Origin of the sequence: Ectobacillus panaciterrae DSM 19096, from assembly GCF_000430785.1 — a bacterium.
Classification (GTDB): domain Bacteria; phylum Bacillota; class Bacilli; order Bacillales; family Bacillaceae_G; genus Ectobacillus; species Ectobacillus panaciterrae.
This window is the reverse complement of record NZ_AUMR01000005.1, coordinates 42207-59558: the sequence shown is the minus strand read 5'-3', so window position 1 is coordinate 59558 and position 17352 is coordinate 42207. Positions and strand designations below refer to the sequence as shown.

22 protein-coding genes, 1 pseudogene and 1 riboswitch are annotated in these 17352 nt (G+C 42.1%); of the genes and pseudogenes, 18 read left to right on the top strand and 5 right to left on the bottom strand.

Going from position 1 to position 17352, the window contains the following annotated elements:
* The first annotated feature begins 188 nt into the window (after window positions 1-188).
* Window positions 189-311, top strand: a complete 123-nt coding sequence (locus tag H540_RS35095; protein WP_281172454.1) for a hypothetical protein — start codon at window positions 189-191, stop codon at window positions 309-311.
* Window positions 259-546, top strand: a complete 288-nt coding sequence (locus H540_RS31725; protein ID WP_081414984.1) for an aspartyl-phosphate phosphatase Spo0E family protein — start codon at window positions 259-261, stop codon at window positions 544-546. Before H540_RS35095 ends, H540_RS31725 begins: the two co-directional genes overlap by 53 nt.
* A 54-nt stretch (window positions 547-600) precedes the next feature.
* On the opposite strand, the gene H540_RS0103035 is transcribed toward H540_RS31725, so the two are convergent.
* On the bottom strand, window positions 601-930 hold the full coding sequence (locus H540_RS0103035) for a hypothetical protein (RefSeq protein ID WP_028399360.1): 330 nt from the start codon (window positions 928-930) through the stop codon (window positions 601-603).
* A 209-nt stretch (window positions 931-1139) separates the two neighbouring features.
* Here H540_RS0103035 and H540_RS0103030 point away from each other — a divergent pair, with 209 nt between their 5' ends.
* From H540_RS0103030 to H540_RS34360, 4 genes are all read left to right on the top strand, one after another.
* On the top strand, window positions 1140-1619 hold the full coding sequence (locus H540_RS0103030) for a MarR family winged helix-turn-helix transcriptional regulator (RefSeq protein ID WP_028399359.1): 480 nt from the start codon (window positions 1140-1142) through the stop codon (window positions 1617-1619).
* A gap of 170 nt (window positions 1620-1789) precedes the next feature.
* Window positions 1790-3484 carry a M3 family oligoendopeptidase gene (locus H540_RS0103025; RefSeq protein ID WP_028399358.1) on the top strand — a complete coding sequence of 565 codons (1695 nt, stop codon included), beginning with the start codon at window positions 1790-1792 and terminating at the stop codon, window positions 3482-3484.
* Window positions 3485-3646: 162 nt separating this feature from the next.
* Entirely contained in the window at window positions 3647-4180 is a 534-nt protein-coding gene (locus H540_RS0103020) for a DinB family protein (RefSeq protein WP_028399357.1), read from the top strand.
* 160 nt (window positions 4181-4340) lie between these two features.
* Window positions 4341-4454, top strand: coding sequence for a DUF6254 family protein (locus H540_RS34360; RefSeq protein ID WP_028399356.1), 114 nt, complete (start codon window positions 4341-4343; stop codon window positions 4452-4454).
* 74 nt (window positions 4455-4528) lie between these two features.
* Here H540_RS34360 and H540_RS0103010 read toward each other — a convergent pair whose 3' ends face one another.
* Complete coding sequence (locus H540_RS0103010; protein WP_028399355.1) at window positions 4529-5746, bottom strand: ATP-binding protein; 1218 nt, start codon at window positions 5744-5746, stop codon at window positions 4529-4531.
* Between the two features lie 232 nt (window positions 5747-5978).
* A riboswitch (PreQ1 riboswitch) is annotated at window positions 5979-6022 on the top strand.
* Between the two features lie 260 nt (window positions 6023-6282).
* On the opposite strand from H540_RS0103010, the gene queC reads away from it, so the two are divergent.
* From queC to queF, 5 genes and pseudogenes are all read left to right on the top strand, one after another.
* Entirely contained in the window at window positions 6283-6945 is a 663-nt protein-coding gene (queC, locus tag H540_RS0103005; protein WP_028399354.1) for a 7-cyano-7-deazaguanine synthase QueC, read from the top strand.
* Window positions 6945-7439, top strand: coding sequence for a 6-carboxytetrahydropterin synthase QueD (gene queD / locus H540_RS0103000; protein WP_028399353.1), 495 nt, complete (start codon window positions 6945-6947; stop codon window positions 7437-7439). The genes queC and queD overlap by 1 nt, the downstream gene beginning before the upstream one ends.
* The gene (gene queE, locus H540_RS0102995) at window positions 7432-8148 is read left to right on the top strand and encodes a 7-carboxy-7-deazaguanine synthase QueE (protein WP_028399352.1); all 717 of its coding nucleotides are present in this window, start codon (window positions 7432-7434) and stop codon (window positions 8146-8148) included. The genes queD and queE overlap by 8 nt, the downstream gene beginning before the upstream one ends.
* Before the next feature lie 15 nt (window positions 8149-8163).
* Window positions 8164-8337: a hypothetical protein gene (locus H540_RS31720; RefSeq protein ID WP_425388068.1), complete on the top strand. Its 174-nt coding sequence runs from the start codon at window positions 8164-8166 to the stop codon at window positions 8335-8337.
* A gap of 269 nt (window positions 8338-8606) precedes the next feature.
* Window positions 8607-8939: pseudogene (gene queF, locus H540_RS28845) on the top strand (preQ(1) synthase); the annotation flags it as partial.
* A 41-nt stretch (window positions 8940-8980) separates the two neighbouring features.
* Here the strand turns inward: queF and H540_RS0102985 are convergent.
* Window positions 8981-9163 (bottom strand): YkvS family protein, encoded by a 183-nt coding sequence (locus H540_RS0102985; protein WP_028399351.1) that lies wholly within the window; start codon window positions 9161-9163, stop codon window positions 8981-8983.
* 300 nt (window positions 9164-9463) lie between these two features.
* On the opposite strand from H540_RS0102985, the gene H540_RS32910 reads away from it, so the two are divergent.
* Together H540_RS32910 and H540_RS0102975 are read left to right on the top strand one after the other, a co-directional pair.
* Complete coding sequence (locus tag H540_RS32910) at window positions 9464-9631, top strand: hypothetical protein (protein ID WP_155890920.1); 168 nt, start codon at window positions 9464-9466, stop codon at window positions 9629-9631.
* A gap of 135 nt (window positions 9632-9766) precedes the next feature.
* A complete protein-coding gene (locus H540_RS0102975) occupies window positions 9767-10372 on the top strand; it encodes a histidine phosphatase family protein (RefSeq protein ID WP_028399350.1) in 606 nt (201 codons plus the stop codon).
* Here H540_RS0102975 and H540_RS28840 read toward each other — a convergent pair.
* Window positions 10359-10961 carry a GNAT family N-acetyltransferase gene (locus H540_RS28840; protein WP_051316968.1) on the bottom strand — a complete coding sequence of 201 codons (603 nt, stop codon included), beginning with the start codon at window positions 10959-10961 and terminating at the stop codon, window positions 10359-10361. The two genes, H540_RS0102975 and H540_RS28840, sit on opposite strands and share 14 nt — an antisense overlap.
* A gap of 95 nt (window positions 10962-11056) precedes the next feature.
* Here H540_RS28840 and H540_RS0102965 point away from each other — a divergent pair, with 95 nt between their 5' ends.
* The 3 genes from H540_RS0102965 (at window position 11057) to H540_RS0102955 (ending at window position 12796) form a co-directional block, all read left to right on the top strand.
* Window positions 11057-11251, top strand: a complete 195-nt coding sequence (locus tag H540_RS0102965) for a hypothetical protein (RefSeq protein ID WP_028399349.1) — start codon at window positions 11057-11059, stop codon at window positions 11249-11251.
* Between the two features lie 26 nt (window positions 11252-11277).
* Window positions 11278-11625, top strand: a complete 348-nt coding sequence (locus H540_RS0102960; RefSeq protein WP_028399348.1) for a hypothetical protein — start codon at window positions 11278-11280, stop codon at window positions 11623-11625.
* 328 nt (window positions 11626-11953) lie between these two features.
* A complete protein-coding gene (locus tag H540_RS0102955; protein WP_028399347.1) occupies window positions 11954-12796 on the top strand; it encodes an SPFH domain-containing protein in 843 nt (280 codons plus the stop codon).
* A 4-nt stretch (window positions 12797-12800) separates the two neighbouring features.
* Here the strand turns inward: H540_RS0102955 and H540_RS0102950 are convergent, their stop codons facing one another.
* Window positions 12801-13229 (bottom strand): HAD hydrolase-like protein, encoded by a 429-nt coding sequence (locus H540_RS0102950; protein ID WP_028399346.1) that lies wholly within the window; start codon window positions 13227-13229, stop codon window positions 12801-12803.
* A 1685-nt stretch (window positions 13230-14914) separates the two neighbouring features.
* Here H540_RS0102950 and nrdI point away from each other — a divergent pair.
* Entirely contained in the window at window positions 14915-15274 is a 360-nt protein-coding gene (gene nrdI, locus H540_RS0102945) for a class Ib ribonucleoside-diphosphate reductase assembly flavoprotein NrdI (RefSeq protein ID WP_028399345.1), read from the top strand.
* Window positions 15261-17345, top strand: a complete 2085-nt coding sequence (nrdE, locus tag H540_RS0102940; protein WP_028399344.1) for a class 1b ribonucleoside-diphosphate reductase subunit alpha — start codon at window positions 15261-15263, stop codon at window positions 17343-17345. The genes nrdI and nrdE overlap by 14 nt, the downstream gene beginning before the upstream one ends.
* Window positions 17346-17352: the final 7 nt, after the last annotated feature.

The window sequence follows — 17352 nt, the reverse complement described above, 5'->3', positions numbered from 1 at the left end:
CACAAAATGTCGAGATGGATATGGGGAAAGTTGAAAAATATAAGGAGTCATGCAGTTCTTTTGAAAGTATGGAAAAAAACGAACGAAAAAATTGTCTATTATTGCGAATGTATTTACAAAGATAGAATTATTTGTAATAATTCTCAAGGTGAGGTTAAAAAATTGTAAATTATAGGGATTGCAGATAAATGGCTGATTGTACATATAACAACGTATTGCTTCGTAAAGATATTGGGGAGAAGGAGAAGGGAGAGACTCATGTTCACGGCAAGAAGAAAGTATGTGATGGACAAGCTGTTGTTGGAAATTAAGGTAAAACAGGAAGAAATGATTGAACTCGGATTACAAACAGGGTTTAACAGCTCCGAAACGATTCAAACGAGCCAGGAACTGGACGTGTTAATTTTAGAATATCAGCGTTATAAAGAGAAAATGGACAAGCCTTCGGGAATTAGCATATTTCTCACCAGCACGCTTCTGAAGAAAAGAGAATTTCTTTCAAAGGCCGCAATTCAATCCATGTTTGCCAGCCTTTTAAAGTTATAATAGCATGCAAAAATCCCTCCGGCCGGAGGGATTTTTTTAAAAGGCAAGAAAGTATTAAGCGGAAAACCTCTGGTTCTGCACCTCGAAGGCATTTTTCGTGATATTTAAAATTACTTGTTTCATATGGTCTTTCGAGCATTGAATTTGAATCGGTTTATTTTCCATTAAGGTGAGAAGAGAAACACCATGCAAATTCGCCTCAGACTGAATAATGAGCGATACTTCTTTCACAATGTCTTTTACATCATATACATTTTGTGCATCTGCTTCATTTTCTTTTTGCATGTTTATCGTATGATAGGCAAGGAGAAGCGCACATACAATAGCGGTAGGGAGAATAACGAACAACACGTATGACAAAACGGTTCGTGCAATTGAATTCACAGCGACTGCTCCCTTTAGTTTATTATTTATACTAGTATATAAAACTTTAGCGTAAAAAAATAATATTTTTGTCGTTTTTTCTTTAAAGAAGTTGAAGTTGCAAATTGCATTCACAATGGGTATATATGGGAAATATATTGACATTTTCCAATTGTTTCCGTTATAATATCTTTACTTTGAGATATTTTAAATTAAAAGGATGAGAATACATGAGTCTGTCATATGAAAAAGAAGATGTTGGATTATCGCTTAAAGTATTTATTGCTTTGTCCCGTGTTCAGCGCGCGTTGATGGACATATCGAACCGGTCTGCTCAAAGCTATGGACTGAATCCGACGGAGTTTGCAGTACTGGAGCTTTTGTATCATAAAGGAAATCAGCCGCTTCAGCAAATCGGTGAAAAAATCTTGATTGCTAGCGGCAGTATTACATATGTTGTAGACAAGCTGGAGAAAAAGGAGCTTGCAGTAAGAAAACCGTGCGGCTACGACCGCCGTGTTATTTTTGCAGAGCTGACAACGAAAGGACGAGAGCTTATGGCGGAAATTTTTCCTCTTCATGAAGAGAAGCTGTATGAAGCTCTTTCTGTACTTGCGGCGGATGAGAAGCAAGAGCTGCTTGCATTATTGAAAAAAATCGGAAAGTATCATATCCCTGGAAAAACTGAAGATTCGAATGACGCATCGTGATGAGCTCTTTTGCGCTGCAAACATAAACGGCCTGAAATTGTGCCAAACGATTTCATAAAAAACTTTGAGAGCTTCTCTTAAAGTTTTTTACAGAGAAAAGGGGATTTCAAAACGGTATGGAATAATACAGGATGTAGCAATAACTTCGAATTTAAAATAGAGGTGAGACGATGAGCTTTGAAAAATATGTATACACAAGACCAGATATGAAAGTGATCGAGAATAGATTTACAGACGCGCTGCAGCAATTTTCAAGTGCTTCTTCTGCCCAGGAACAGGAACAGGCAATGGAACGCATTAACGAAATCCGCAACGACTACAATACGATGGCAAATCTTTGCCATGTACGCCACACGATTGATACGAATGATGATTTTTACAAAGGTGAGCAGGACTTTTTTGATGAAACTATGCCTGTATTAAAAGGGTATGTGAGCAGATATTACAAGGAACTCGGAGGCTCAGCGTATCGTCAGGAGTTGGAGGATAAGTACGGAAGCCAGCTGTTTGCATTGGCAGAATGCGAATTAAAAACATATTCCGATGAAGTGCTGGCAGACCTGCAAACAGAAAATAAATTATCTTCACAATATACGAAGCTTCTTGCATCAGCCAAAATCGAATTTGAAGGAGAAGAGCGTACGCTTTCTCAGCTCGCTCCGTTCATGCAGCATAAAGACCGGGATATGAGAAAGCGTGCGAGTGCCGAGCTTTACGGATTTTTGGCCGAGCATGAAGCAGAACTCGATGACATTTATGATAAGCTTGTAAAAGTGCGCACATCCATTGCGAAAAAGCTTGGATTTCAAAACTTTGTGGAGCTTGGCTACGTAAGAATGTATCGTACAGATTATAACGCCGAAATGGTCGCGAATTATCGAAAGCAAGTGCTGGAATATATCGTGCCGCTTGCAACGAAGCTTCGCGAACGTCAAGAAGCCCGCATCGGTGTTGATAAGCTTAAATTTTATGATGAAGGCTTTGAATATCCGTCCGGGAACCCTGTGCCAAAGGGCAGTCCCGAGTGGATTGTGGAAAACGGCAAAAAGATGTACAGCGAGCTTTCAGAGGAAACAAATGCATTTTTCACATTCATGCTCGACAACAATCTAATGGATCTTGTAGCGAAAAAGGGGAAAGCGGGCGGCGGTTATTGTACATATATTGAAAACTATAAAGCGCCATTTATTTTCTCTAACTTTAACGGTACATCCGGCGATATTGACGTTCTGACACATGAAGCCGGTCATGCGTTTCAAGTGTATGAAAGCCGTGGCTTTGCCGTTCCGGAATACTATTGGCCGACATATGAAGCGTGCGAGATTCATTCCATGAGCATGGAGTTCTTCACATGGCCGTGGATGGAGCTGTTCTTCAAAGAAGATACAGAGAAATATTACTTCTCTCATTTAAGCTCTGCCTTGCTGTTTTTGCCGTATGGCGTGACGGTGGATGAGTTCCAGCACTTTGTGTATGAAAATCCGGATGCAACGCCTGCGGAGCGCAAGCAGGCATGGCGCAGCATTGAGAAAAAGTATTTGCCGCACCGCGATTATGCAGATAACGCATACTTAGAACACGGCGGTTTTTGGCAGCGTCAAGGGCATATTTATAATTCACCGTTCTATTATATCGACTATACGCTGGCGCAAATTTGTGCGTTCCAATTCTGGAAGCGTTCGCGTGAAGAACGGGAAGCAGCTTGGAGCGACTATGTGAACCTTTGTCAGCAAGGCGGAAGCAAGTCATTCTTAGAGCTTGTAGAGGTCGCGAATTTACAATCTCCGTTTGAAGAGGGATGTGTTGAATCTGTTGTGCAGGAGATTCAGACATGGCTGGACAGCGTAGATGACACAAAAATGTAATAATTAATTCAATTTTCTGACTTATTACACATCGACTTTCACTCTCATTCATGGGATAATAAAGGAAAGCTATAGGAAGAACTCCTATATACTTGAATGAGTTGATTTTAGGGGTGCTTCTTTCTGCGGGGCACCCCTTTTTGTATAAAGGGGGAAGAAGATATGGTAAATCAAAAGACGAATGCAAGTGTGAAAACAATTTTAAAGGCGCTGTCATCCACAAGAGAAACGGTCATTCAAGAGCTGGATGGATTAAGCGATACACAGTTAAACGAAAAGCCGAGACGGGAAAAGTGGAGCATTGTGCAAAACCTGCATCACCTTCATTTAGTAGAGCAAGCTGTTACATCCGGCATTACGTATGCTCTTCATAAAAGCGAGCGAAAAGATGTGGCATTGAAGCCTGTTCATTTGACAGCAGATCGTACACATAAAAGAGAAGTGCCCGATCAAATGAAGCCGACAGAAACGATTATGAAGCGGGAGCAAATTTGCACACTGCTGCAGTCTTCCCGCGATAAGCTGTTCCATATGCTGCACAGTGTGACGGATGAACAAGACTTGTTTGAAAAATCGCTTCAGCACCCTGTATTCGGCGAGTTAAGCTTATACCAATGGCTGGAGTTTCTTGACCTTCATGAGCAGCGTCATTTGGAGCAAATACAAGAAGCGAAGCGGGCTTTATTGCGAAAATAAAGAACGGCTCAGGTTGTATGCCTGAGCCGTTTTCTTATACCCGTTCTTGACGGCGGAAGAACAATTCATACATCACTGGGATAAAGGTATTTCATAAAGCATATTTTTCTTATTCTGTGCCATTCTAAAGAAGACAACAGTTGTAAGGAGATGTTCATCTATGAGTGATAAAAAGCGTGAAAAAGCAAGACAGTGGAAAGCACGAAAAGAAAACCAGCAGCCCCACGGCAAAGTGAAATCTTTTGCTGAGCTTGCAGGGGAAGAGAAAAAATAAGAAGAGCGGAACCTTTTAGGCGCAGAAGCTAAGGTTCTACGCCTAAAAGGTGGAGCTAGACATATCGCTGCATGTTATGCTTTTTTTGTATTTGCTGCATCGGGAAAACATAAAGCGAACTTTGTGCCGTCATTCAATTTACTTGTAATACGGATGGTGCCGTTCATTGCTTTCATAACGCTGAACACAACCATCATCCCAAGCCCAGTTCCTTTTTCTTTTGTGGAATAAAACGGCGAACCGAGACGATTCAGCTGTTCTACGTTCATGCCGATTCCCGTATCTTCAATTAACAGTTCAATCACTTCATGCTTTTGAGACACAGAAATTGCTAACACACCGCCCTTTGGCATTGCTTCAATACAGTTTTTCAGAATATTGAGCAGGCATTGATGCAGCTTTTGCCTTTCTCCGTGAATGAAAAACAGATCGTCCGATTTATCGTATTGAATGATGACATTTGAAAAATTCGCCAGCGGGGTAATGAGAGAAATTGTGCTGAATAGCTCTTTCTCTATATCGAGAACTTGTACTTTATCTATACTCGGTTTTGCGAATGTTAAATAATCGGTGAGCACATGATTTGCCTGGTCAATGCCATTAAGCGCAATGTCTAAGTATACCTTTCGTTCATCCTCCGAACAGATATCTGACTGCAGCAGCTGTAAGAACCCTCTTGTAGAGGTGAGGGGATTTCGTATTTCATGAGAAATCGAAGCCGCCATTTCGCCGATCAGCTGAAATTTTTCTGCATTAATCAATTCCTCCTGCAGCTTGACTTGGGAGTTTAAAACTTCTATTAAATACAGCGTCACCATTGTTCCAAATACGTTGCACAGCTCGTACACCGTAATATATTTTATATAGGAATCAGGATGGCCCGCGTGGGCTGCAAAGAAAAGAATCCATCCTAAGGTGAAAATGACGCTCACAAGTATCGCGAGGGCGATTTTTTTCACGAGATTTACTTTTAGAAAAGTCTGATACGTAAGAAGAAGCAATATGTATAAAAGTGATGAGAGCAATAAAGAAGGCAGTACGCCGTCTCCTCCTAAAATTCCCCGATATATGTTCGTAACAGCCCAAACAATCCCGCCTGCTATCGGTCCGCCCGCAAGTGTGCTGATAATGAGCACTATATGGCGCAAATCGAAGCGAAAGCCGTCAAAAGGCTCTGCTGCAAAGGTAAGGCACATAAAGGTGGCCGCTATGCAAAGCAGAATAAACACAAACGCATTCCATTTCGGATGGTTCTTCCCCTGTCGCACCCAAAATAAGTGGTACAGCAAAATGATAACGATGATGAATAGGACATTTAAGAAGAGATGTACGATAAAGAGCTTCAGCGCCGTCCCCCCCTTTTTTTGAAGTTGTGACCCTAATTTAATCATACTATTAATAGAAAGGAATATAAATACAAAATATTTCGAAAATAAAGTAAGAAACAGTTTCCTAGTGTTGTGAAGTTTTATATATGATAGAATGGGTTACGGTATAATTTAAGAAGAAAGTCCATGCTGATGCATGGGAGAGGTTCGCGAACTCCCTCTATAAAAAACTAAGGGAAAACAATATCTTTGGGTATTGTTTCTGTTTTTTAAGGATAAGAAAGCAAAGGGCTTGCGCGCCGGCTGCGCTTTTCGTGGTGTCTAGCTCCGCCGGCTAGGTGCTGCCACCAGAGAACCTCCGCCGACGTATTGGCAAAAAGCGCCTTTTTGGGCGAAGAACCTCTGGTTCTGCACCTGAACAAGCCGGCTGCGCTTTTCTTATTACGAAGTTCAAGAACGCTCTTCTTCTTACTTTCGAAAGAAAAGGAGAATGAGTGAAAATGAAACAGGAAAAAGCAGTTGTTGTATTCAGCGGCGGACAGGACAGCACTACATGCTTGTTTTGGGCGCTGCAACATTTTAAAGAGGTAGAGACGGTTACGTTCAATTATAATCAGCGTCACAGTCTGGAAATTGAATGTGCTGCCAGCATTGCAAAGGAGCTGGGCGTGAAACATACCGTTCTTGACATGAGCTTGTTGAATCAGCTTGCGCCGAATGCCTTAACGCGCAGTGATATTGCTATCACACAGGAAGAAGGAGAGCTGCCATCTACGTTCGTGGACGGACGCAATTTGCTCTTTTTATCCTTTGCAGCTGTATTGGCAAAACAGATCGGTGCAAAGCACATTGTAACAGGCGTATGCGAAACGGATTTCAGCGGTTATCCGGATTGCCGGGATGTGTTTGTGAAATCCTTAAACGTTACATTAAACTTGTCTATGGATTATCCATTTGTTATTCATACACCGCTTATGTGGATTGATAAAGCAGCAACGTGGAAGCTTGCGGACGAGCTTGGCGCTTTTGAGTTTGTCAGAGAGAAAACATTAACTTGCTATAACGGAATCATCGGTGACGGCTGCGGCGAATGTCCGGCTTGCAAGCTTCGCAAAGCGGGATTAGATACGTATACAGCAGAGCGCGAAGGAGCGAAAGCATAATGGAACAAAACTTCTTTGGATTTCGTATCGTAGAAAATCTGCAAAAAATCGGTCAGGATATTGAACGCAAGCAGCTGAAATACCACAACAAACGCGTAATGGTGAGCAAGGAATTTACTTTCGATGCAGCGCATCATTTGCATTGCTACGAGGGAAAGTGCAAGAACCTTCACGGTCATACGTATAAGGTTGTGTTCGGCATCAGCGGTTATGTGAATGAAGTCGGGCTTGCCATCGATTTTGGCGATATAAAAGAAATATGGAAAAACGAAATTGAAGTGTATTTGGACCATCGCTATTTGAACGAAACGCTGCCGCCTATGAACACAACGGCAGAGAATATGGTCGTATGGATTTTTGAGAAAATGGACGAGGCGCTGCAAAAAGGAGAGCGTCCTTTGCAATATAAAGGTGCGCGCACAGAGTTTGTGAGACTGTACGAAACACCGACAAGCTATGCGGAAATGAGACGGGAGTGGATGGAAAGTGAGTAGCATTCCCGTTTTAGAAATATTTGGTCCGACGATTCAAGGAGAAGGAATGGTTGTGGGGCAAAAAACGATGTTTGTCCGTACGGCAGGCTGTGATTATCGCTGTGCATGGTGCGATTCCGCGTTTACGTGGGATGGCTCTGCGAAGGATCAAATTCAGCAGATGAGCGCCGAAACAATTTGGCAGGAGCTAAAAGAAATTGGCGGCGATCGTTTTTCACATGTTACGATTTCCGGCGGCAACCCGGCGCTCTTGAAATCGCTCGGGGAGCTTGTGGCTTTATTGAAGCAGAACGGTATTCGCACTGCTATTGAAACACAGGGAAGCAAATGGCAGGACTGGCTGCTTGAGATCGACGAGGTCACATTCTCGCCGAAGCCGCCAAGCTCCGGTATGGAAACTGATTTTGCTGTACTGGATAGCATTATGGAACGTATGAAAGACCGCAATATAAGCTTGAAGGTTGTTGTGTTTGATGAAGCCGATTTTTCGTATGCGAAAACAGTTCATCAGCGCTACCCGCATGTTCCGTTTTTCTTGCAGGTCGGAAATGAAGATGTGCATACAACAAACGACGAAGACCTTGTATCACGTTTGCTTCGCCGTTATGAATGGCTGATTGAGCAAGCTGTCGATTGTACAGCAATGAATGATGCAAAGGTGCTTCCGCAGCTGCACGCATTAGTGTGGGGCAATAAACGCGGCGTATAAGAGAGGAGATTCATTATGACAGGACGTAAAGATGAAGAATTGCAAGATGTAACATTGCTTGGCAACCAAAATACGAAATATTTGTTTGAGTACGACCCAGCGATTTTGGAGACGTTTGATAATAACCATCCGAACCGCGATTATTTTGTGAAGTTCAATTGTCCGGAGTTTACCAGCTTGTGTCAATAGGGGCACACTTCAGTGGTGACACTGTCGCTTAAACCTCGTGAATTCAGGGAAGGAAAAATTTTACTATCTTCTTAGTAAATATTATTCTAATCCTGAGCCAAGCCTCAAAGAGGAAGGTGCAGAGACTATCGAAATCGCTCAAACGCAAAGCGAGACAAGTAGCGTTTGAGGAAGAGAGTAGAGTACATTGTAATGATGGAAGCGCGAGGGTTCTTATTTCATATCGCAGTGGGATAAGAATATGATATAGTCCACCTGCATATTTGCAGTTGCCAAAAACCGGACAGCCTGACTTCGCTACCATTTACATCAGCTATATCCCAGATATTAAAATGGTAGAAAGCAAATCTTTGAAGCTGTACTTGTTCAGCTTCCGCAATCACGGGGATTTTCACGAGGATTGCATGAATATTATTATGAATGATTTAATTAAGCTGATGGATCCGCGCTATATTGAGGTATGGGGCAAGTTTACGCCGCGCGGAGGCATTTCCATCGATCCGTACTGCAATTACGGACGTCCGGGTACGAAGTATGAGCAGATGGCGGAATATCGCATGATGAATCATGACCTATATCCAGAGAAAATTGATAATCGTTAATAAAGTGAAGAAAAGAAGGATCCGAATAGGATCCTTCTTTATTATGCCTCTTGGACTACTTTGTAATTTTTATGGTTGACCACTGTTAATGGTTCTAGATCAAGGTCTCTATAATTTTCCATGATAGTAATATCGACAATGACGGAGTTTGTGTTGACCTTTTGGACGCGGCCCTGCAATCCATTTTTAAACTCTATGATATCCCCGGCTTCCGCAATCTTCATAAGCATTCTCCTCATAAGCAAATATTTTCGTAGGAAAGGACAAAACTAGTTCTCATTTTCTACTTCTCCTTATTCTGAACTAAAATTTCACTTTTGTAAATGTTTTCATGACAATTTCTTGGAAATAGCCCATGCTTTTACTAAAAAATGTAAGGTTTTTTTCCGGTGGATTATGAAATGTTCTTTTCTCTTGCTAAGAAGGATTCTGTATACGATGTATCGAAATATTGCAACAAGACAAAAGAGTGTATGCATGTGTAACAAAAAGGGGAGCTGTTACATGATAAAGGGGGCAAACGTATGGAAATTGCGGTAATCGCAGTAATTCTTGTGATTTTGCTTGTAAGCCTTATCAAAACTGGAGCGAGTTCGGCTGTTCACCAAAGTACACCTCAAACAAATTACAGTTCATCTGACGGAATTTTGGAAGGCGCAGATTGTTCCTCAGCAGATCGCAGTACAGATTAAAAAGGACAGCTCACGGCTGTCCTTTTGGTTTGTTGCATGTATATTTCGTGCTGCCTTTTTTCGCTGCATGGTATGATAGAGTATAACAAACGATAAAAATAATAGGAGTTCATATGAAAATGGAGCGTGAGTCAGATGCAAATCTCGTTAATCAGACATGGCCGCTCAAATCTGCACTCTGATTTTATGAATATGAAGCAATTTCAAGAATGGCTTGAGCACTATGATAGAGAGGGGATTGCTGAAGAAACGGAATTCCCGAAGGACACGGTTCGGGCTATTCAAACTGCGAAGTTTGTTATATCAAGTACATCCGCGCGTGCCATTCAATCAGCTGCATTGTTAACGAACTCGCTTTCATTTGTACAAAATCCGATTTTTTGCGATGCGGCGCTTCCATCGGTCTTAGGTGCCCCGGAATGGATCAAGCTGAAGCCGCATGGCTGGATGTTTGTGAATCGGATGCTGTGGCTTGCCGGTCATTCTAAAGAGATAGAATCGTACGAACAGGCACGGTTCCGAGCGAGGCAGGCTGTCGATTTATTAATCGGCTACGCGCATTGCTACCAAAAGGTTGCGTTAGTCGGACATGGCTATTTCAATTCTATGATTGCAAAGGAATTAAAGCAGCGCGGCTGGGCAGGTCCCGTTTTCATAAGTCATGAGCATTGGGGCTGTACAACATATACGTACCGCCGCGTGCTTGAGGGTATTCAGAACATGGGATTTACGGTTTCATAAGCATAGCCGGGAGCTCAGGCTGTGCTTTCTTTTGTATATTCTTTGTTAAATGAGCGAACGGTTCGCCGATCAGAGAGACGATTTTATCCTGTGTATATCCAATGCGTTTATAAAGCGAGAATGCGCGGTCGTTGGTAATCTCCACCAATATGGAGATTTTCGTATAACTGCGCGCGCGTGCAGCTTCTTCAGCTGCCCGTATGAGACTCGTTCCGATGCCTTGTCCTTCATATTCAGGGTGCACAGAGAGTGTATCAATATAATATTCGTCATATTCCGCTTCTTTTTCCAGTATAATAGACGGATCGTTATGCAGGCGGCGCAGCTTCTTTACAATCGGAGCATCCAGTTTTTCTGCCTCGCTTCCATGGTAAAGTACGATTATACCAACTACAAGCCCGTCTATTTGTTCTACTAAGCAGTTTTCATAGCTTAAGCGATTGTCAGGCTGCCTGAACCAATATTCGAGCCCTTGCAGCACTTCTTCCTTGGTTGTGCCGCCCGTCAGCTTTACGGCAATGTCGTGAAGGGCGTTATATAGTAAAACAGCAGCATCTTTCCGATCTGCTTGTACAGCTTTGCGAATCATAATATAATATTCCTCCTTATTCATACTTTTTATATTAGCACTCTTGTTCATATTTGGAAACCAAGGTAAAATGAAATATTGCAGAGGTGAAAGAAATGGATTCCGCTTTAGTAAACGAGATTTTAGATAAACTGAAAAATGGAGACTTACATGAGTACACCGTAACGAAAGAAGTATTTTATCAGTTTCGTGAGGTGCTTGTACAACGCCCCGACTTCAGGCATTTTCGAGGCATTGCCGCTCATGGGGGTCAAGTGGTATACACATACATGGAGGTTCCAAGGTCTTAAATCGGGCAGCAGAGGAGGTTGGAGGATTGAAGGAATTTGAGCATAAGCGCCTTTCAAGCTGGGACTACATGTGGCAGGACAAAGAGGGAAGAAAATTTGTCGCAGCGCTGTTGTTTCCAGGTCAGAGAAAACGAGAAGGCCGCTATTTATGGGAAATGAAAAAAAGAATTGCAGATGCTTACAAAAGTCAGGACTATGTACCGATGACCATTTTGCATCACGATTCCTTTTTGGATATAGACGCGCGTATTTGGAGTGTACAGGAAGCAGAAAACAGCATTTTGATAAAGGATGCGGCAGGCAATTATTATACAATCCGCATGAGCGACGTTTTGCATATCGGCAAGCAGCACGATGAACGAACAAATGAGTAAAAAAAGCAGCTCTTATAACCGGAGCTGCTTTTTTTATGTATATACAAGTGAATAAAAAAACGTTGATAGTGGGGGGAGATTAAAAGATGTGCAGAAGTGCTCATGGTTCATGCAAGAGGAAACCAGAGAGAAGAAGCATACCATACTCCCTTTTCGTTGCACATAGCACAAAATGTCGAATTCATCATTCACTCATATAGCTAAACGGTAAGGTGTGTCCAACTCACGGGCAAGATGCTCTGGTTTCGCTTTTCTTGAGGAAATTTCCTGTACAGTGTAAAATAAAATAGGAATATTTTTCTATTATTATGAGAAGGGGGCGGAATACATGAAAGAGAAAGCAGTATGGAAGATTAACGGTTTTATCGGATTGGCAGCACTGCTTGTTATTGTAGTGTTTGCATTGTATTTCAGCATTATTCAATATAATCCGCTTTATCTCATCGTTGCCGGCATTCTCGCTATTTTTGTATTAAGCGGCATGACGGTTGTGCAGCCGAACGAGTCGGTAGCGGTCATTTTCTTTGGCAAATATTTAGGAACAATCCGGGAGGACGGCTTTTTCATTACCATTCCATCTATACGTAAAAAAGTATCTTTACGCGTGCGGAATTTTAACAGCGATATGCTGAAGGTGAATGACGTAGACGGCAATCCGATCGAGATTGCAGCGGTCGTTGTATTTAAAGTTACAGATACTGCTAAGGCGCTGTTTGATGTGGAAAGCTACAACGAGTTTGTCAGAATTCAAAGCGAAACGGCGCTTCGGCACGTAGCGACAAAGTATCCGTACGATACAAACGAAGAAAAAGTGTGGTCGCTGCGAGGCAACGCAGAAGAAATTGCAAACGAGCTTGCACGGGAATTGCAAGAGCGTTTAAGCGTATCCGGCGTACAAGTGATTGAAGCACGTTTAACACATCTCGCGTACGCGCCTGAAATCGCGAATGCGATGCTCCAGCGCCAGCAGGCTAACGCAGTAGTAGCTGCCCGTCAAAAGATTGTAGAAGGAGCCGTAGGCATGGTAGAGGCTGCGTTAAATCAGCTGGAAGAGAAACAGGTCGTGCAGCTCAGCGAGGAAATGAAAGCGCAAATGGTGAGCAATCTCATGGTCGCCATCGTTTCTGAAAAAGGAACACAGCCTATTATGAATGCCGGCAGGGTAAAGTAGTCGGTCACATATAAAGGAGTAACAAGGGTGCGCCATTATACGGCGCACCTTGTTTAAAAGGTAAGAAAGCTGCCGTCTTTGCTTCTTGTATGTCATAGGCAGGGTCGCTTACAAATAAGCAACCCTTTACGTCTGCGTTTAAAGAAGGGCCTGCTGGAAAATGAGCGGATCCGTTTGACACCCGCAGCTTCGGAATCACTATGACAGAAAAGTATGCCTGTAAACCGAGTTCGCAAATGTTAGTCATTTGAAATAATTCTTTTCTGTTTGTAACAATCGCAAGCTGTATGTTTTGATCGTTAAGTTTTCGTAATGTTGTTTTTACATTCAGGCATAGGACAACGCTTTCGTGAAAGCGTTGTATGTAATCTTCAAGAAAATCATCCGCACTTGCCTTGGTAATATGAAATCCGTCTATCAGCTGCCGGTACACGATATCCTTCCGCACAGAGCCATTGTCTTTTAATTGTAAAAACCTCGTTGCATAGCTGTTTGTATCGAATTAGGACTGGATAAAGCGGTCATATTGATTTCTAATAAATGCTCGGACGGACGTATCCCGATCTAATCATGTATTGTCTAAATTAAATAAAATAGAATGTATTTTCTATCAATTCTTCTTGTATCAAATTTGTAACAAATTTGATACAAGAAGAACTTTCTTCAAAAGGAGTCAAGTTTACAACATGTCCTTTTCTGTGTAGAATGCCCCTATATACCACTCTCGTGATGGCGATAGAAAGGGGAGAAACAGACGCAATATGTGGTATCGCAGTACTTCCAGATTAATATAACTTGTCAGTCAAACACAAACAGCAAAAACAGTGTCCCAACACAACTTCTTCTCCGTTCTTTCTGCGCCCTAATAAACCCTATAAATTACTCATATCCTGCAGGAAGAATGAGAAGAGAAAGCCTCGTGTCCCCGAGGCCTTTTTTTATGTCGATTTTATATATATGAGTGAATTATCGACATGTCCATGTGCTATGTGCAACGAAAAGGGAGTATGGTATGCTTCTGGTTTACCCTTGCATGAACACTACAAAGGTTTGACCGCTTCTGCACGTCGCCAGATGATTTCTTCCCAACTATAAAAAACGGTTTTTTTATTCACTTTTATATATGAGTCCACTTTGTTATTCCGACAGATCTATCGTTTGCCACGTAGAACAAAAGGGAAACTGCGCTCACTCCTTCTCTATGGCTTACCCCTGCATGGGCCACGAAAAGGGTTTGACCGCTTCTATGCTTAGCCAGATGATCTCTTCCCCCTAAAAGAAAAGTTTTATGTCGATTTTTTTAGTTGCATTTATATAGATGTGTATAACTTTTTCCAGTCTGCGAATTTCATCTTCTTTCAAATAATTTTTCTACAAATCCTCTTATGTTTCTCCCTAATTATATAAGTCCACTTTGTTATTCCGACAGATCTATCGTTTGCCACGTAGAACAAAAGGGAAACTGCGCTCGCTCCCTCTCTCTCTCTCTCCCTGCATGGGCCAGGAAAAGGGTTTGACCGCTTCTATACTTAGTCGGATGCTCTCTCCCCCCTAAAAGAAAAGTTTCTATGTCGACTTTTTTAGTTGTATTTATATATAAATACATCTTAATTTTCCGACATATACAAACTCGTCTCATATACGCATACGACACAGATAAATATTTTCTGCGAAAAGGTATTTCCTCTACACGATAAATATCGATAACATGCAACCGTACAGCGGACATCTTGAAGGGGGTGACCGCTTCTACATGAGGATGCTCTAGCCCCTCCCGCAAGAAATAGTTTTTCTATCCAGGAATGCGGTAGTCACGCTCGTTTCTTATGTCGAATTTTTAAATTGGACTTATATAAATGTCTGACTTTTTTTTATTGCTCCAAATGCGTTGACAAGATTTTTGAAATAGTCTTTATTGACATGGAATTTAGAATGTAGTTTGATATGTTTTGTACTCAATTTTCCGGAGCGGATTTTTTACTGTCGAAAAAGACAAGACTTTGCCATAAACTAATTGTTGCATATATCTTGTATGTGCGGAGAAAACATACTACAATATATAGGTGAACAAAAAATAATTAGGAATATTTAAAATATTTTGAAAATGGAGGATCCAGGATGCGAATTGTGTATGATTCTATGACAGGGAACGTAAAACGATTTATTCATAAACTAGGAATGCCGGCTATGCAAATTCGCGAGGACTTAGTAATGGACGAAGAATTTATTCTCGTTACGTATACAACAGGATTTGGAAATGTACCGGAGCGCGTTGAAAAATTTTTGGAACGCAATCATTCCTGCTTAAAAGGAGTATCCGCAAGCGGCAACAGAAATTGGGGTGACAGTTTCGGGGCAAGTGCGGATAGAATCTCCAATCAATACAATGTACCGATTGTATCTAAATTCGAACTGTCCGGTACAAGCAAAGACATACAATTATTTAAGGAGAGGGTGCTGGAGATTGCGACACATTGAGTTAAACAACGAAATTACGAGAATGGAAGACGGCTTCTATCAGCTGGAAAAGGATCAAGAGGCGCTGCAGGAGTTCTTGAAAGAGGTGCACGAACAGACGCTGCATTTCAACAGTGTCCGCGAACGAATCGCCTACATGACGCGGCATGATTATTATTACAACGTACTTAATGAATACTCTTTAGAAGAAATCGAAGCAGTCTACGACGTTACATACGGAGCAAACTTCGAGTTCCAGTCGTACATGGCGGCGTCCAAGTTTTATAAGGACTATGCTTTGAAGACGAACGATTTAAAGCAATACTTAGAAAGCTATCCAGATCGCGTAGCTATCGTCTCCCTTTACTTAGGAAGAGGAGATGCAAAGAAGGCGCAGCAATTCGCCCGTATGATCATCAGGCAAAATTATCAGCCGGCCACACCGACGTTTTTGAATGCAGGACGAAGCAGACGCGGGGAGATGGTAAGCTGTTTTTTATTGGAAATTGATGACAGCTTGAATTCCATCGGGTTTAACATTAACACTGCGATGCAACTGAGCAAGATTGGCGGAGGCGTCGCGCTCAACCTCAGCAAATTGCGTGCAAGAGGCGAACAAATCAAAGGAATCGAAAATGCGGCAAGCGGCGTCATGCCTGTTATGAAGCTTCTGGAAGACTCCTTCTCTTACGCAAATCAATTGGGTCAAAGAAAAGGAGCCGGAGCGGTATATTTAAATATTTTCCACTGGGATATCGTGGAATTCATTGACTCCAAAAAAATAAATGCCGATGAGAAGAGCCGTATTCAGTCTCTATCTATCGGTCTCATCATCCCAAGCAAATTCTTGGAGTTGGCAGAGAAAAACGAACCGCTGCATGTATTCGCGCCTTATACGGTGTTCAAAGAATACGGACAGCATCTTGATGATATAGATATCGACGAAATGTACGATGAACTCGTCAACAATCCGAACGTGAAAAAGAGAAAGCTTGATTTAAACGCACGCGATATGCTGATCAAAATTGCGATGATTCAGCTTGAATCGGGTTATCCATATTTAATGTTCAAGTCTAATTCGAATGAGCAGCATCCGTTGAAGGATATTGGATCTGTGAAGATGTCGAACTTGTGTACCGAAATCTTCCAGTTACAAGAAACATCTGAAATCAACGACTACGGTCACGGAGATGTTATTCGTCGCGATATCAACTGTAACTTAGGTTCATTGAACATTGTAAACGTAATGGACAATAAAGAAATCCGTGAAGCGGTTCACGCGGGCATGGAGGCCTTGACAGCCGTTTCTGATATGACAGTGATTCCGAATGCTCCGACAGTAAAGAAAGCGAATGAAGAGCTTCACTCAGTAGGTCTTGGTGCGATGAACCTGCACGGCTATTTGGCAAAAAACAAAATTTCCTATGAAAGCGAAGAAGCGAAAGATTTCGCCCGCACGTTCTTCATGATGCTGAATTATTACTCTATCGAAAAGAGTATGATGATCGCGAAGGAGCGCGGGGAAACTTTCAAAGACTTCGAAAAATCCGAGTACGCGAAAGGAACATATTTCGCTAAGTACGAAACGACGGATTTCAGCCCGCGCACAGAAAAGGTGCAGAAGCTGTTTGAAGGCATGTACGTTCCGACAGAGGAAGATTGGAGCAAGTTGAAGGAGCAGGTTCAAAAATATGGTTTATACAACGCATATCGCCTGGCAATCGCTCCAACGCAGTCAATCAGCTACATCCAAAACGCTACATCCAGCGTTATGCCGATTGTAAACCAAATTGAATCCAGAACGTACGCGAATGCGACAACGTATTATCCGATGCCGTATTTATCGAAGGAAACGTTCTGGTACTATAAATCCGCCTACGATATGAATCAATTCAAGCTGATTGACTTAATCGCAGAAGTTCAGCAGCATATCGATCAAGGCATCAGCACTATTTTGTATGTGAACAGCGACATTTCTACACGTGAACTGGCACGCTATTACATTTACGCTCATAAAAAAGGGCTTAAGAGCTTGTATTATACGAGAACGCGTAAGCTGACGGTAGAAGAATGCGTAGCATGCGTAGTATAAGAAGGGG

What these genes read in the sequence shown, in the direction of transcription:
- H540_RS28840 (WP_051316968.1), bottom strand. Translation starts at nt 10,961, where the DNA reads ATGATTCGCAAAGCTGTACAAGCAGATCGGAAAGATGCTGCTGTTTTA.
- queD (WP_028399353.1), top strand. Translation starts at nt 6,945, where the DNA reads ATGGAACAAAACTTCTTTGGATTTCGTATCGTAGAAAATCTGCAAAAA.
- H540_RS32910 (WP_155890920.1), top strand. Translation starts at nt 9,464, where the DNA reads ATGGAAATTGCGGTAATCGCAGTAATTCTTGTGATTTTGCTTGTAAGC.
- H540_RS0102985 (WP_028399351.1), bottom strand. Translation starts at nt 9,163, where the DNA reads ATGAAGATTGCGGAAGCCGGGGATATCATAGAGTTTAAAAATGGATTG.
- H540_RS0103020 (WP_028399357.1), top strand. Translation starts at nt 3,647, where the DNA reads ATGGTAAATCAAAAGACGAATGCAAGTGTGAAAACAATTTTAAAGGCG.
- nrdI (WP_028399345.1), top strand. Translation starts at nt 14,915, where the DNA reads ATGCGAATTGTGTATGATTCTATGACAGGGAACGTAAAACGATTTATT.
- H540_RS0103030 (WP_028399359.1), top strand. Translation starts at nt 1,140, where the DNA reads ATGAGTCTGTCATATGAAAAAGAAGATGTTGGATTATCGCTTAAAGTA.
- H540_RS34360 (WP_028399356.1), top strand. Translation starts at nt 4,341, where the DNA reads ATGAGTGATAAAAAGCGTGAAAAAGCAAGACAGTGGAAAGCACGAAAA.
- H540_RS0102975 (WP_028399350.1), top strand. Translation starts at nt 9,767, where the DNA reads ATGCAAATCTCGTTAATCAGACATGGCCGCTCAAATCTGCACTCTGAT.
- H540_RS31720 (WP_425388068.1), top strand. Translation starts at nt 8,164, where the DNA reads ATGACAGGACGTAAAGATGAAGAATTGCAAGATGTAACATTGCTTGGC.
- queC (WP_028399354.1), top strand. Translation starts at nt 6,283, where the DNA reads ATGAAACAGGAAAAAGCAGTTGTTGTATTCAGCGGCGGACAGGACAGC.
- H540_RS0102965 (WP_028399349.1), top strand. Translation starts at nt 11,057, where the DNA reads ATGGATTCCGCTTTAGTAAACGAGATTTTAGATAAACTGAAAAATGGA.
- H540_RS35095 (WP_281172454.1), top strand. Translation starts at nt 189, where the DNA reads ATGGCTGATTGTACATATAACAACGTATTGCTTCGTAAAGATATTGGG.
- H540_RS0102955 (WP_028399347.1), top strand. Translation starts at nt 11,954, where the DNA reads ATGAAAGAGAAAGCAGTATGGAAGATTAACGGTTTTATCGGATTGGCA.
- H540_RS0103025 (WP_028399358.1), top strand. Translation starts at nt 1,790, where the DNA reads ATGAGCTTTGAAAAATATGTATACACAAGACCAGATATGAAAGTGATC.
- H540_RS31725 (WP_081414984.1), top strand. Translation starts at nt 259, where the DNA reads ATGTTCACGGCAAGAAGAAAGTATGTGATGGACAAGCTGTTGTTGGAA.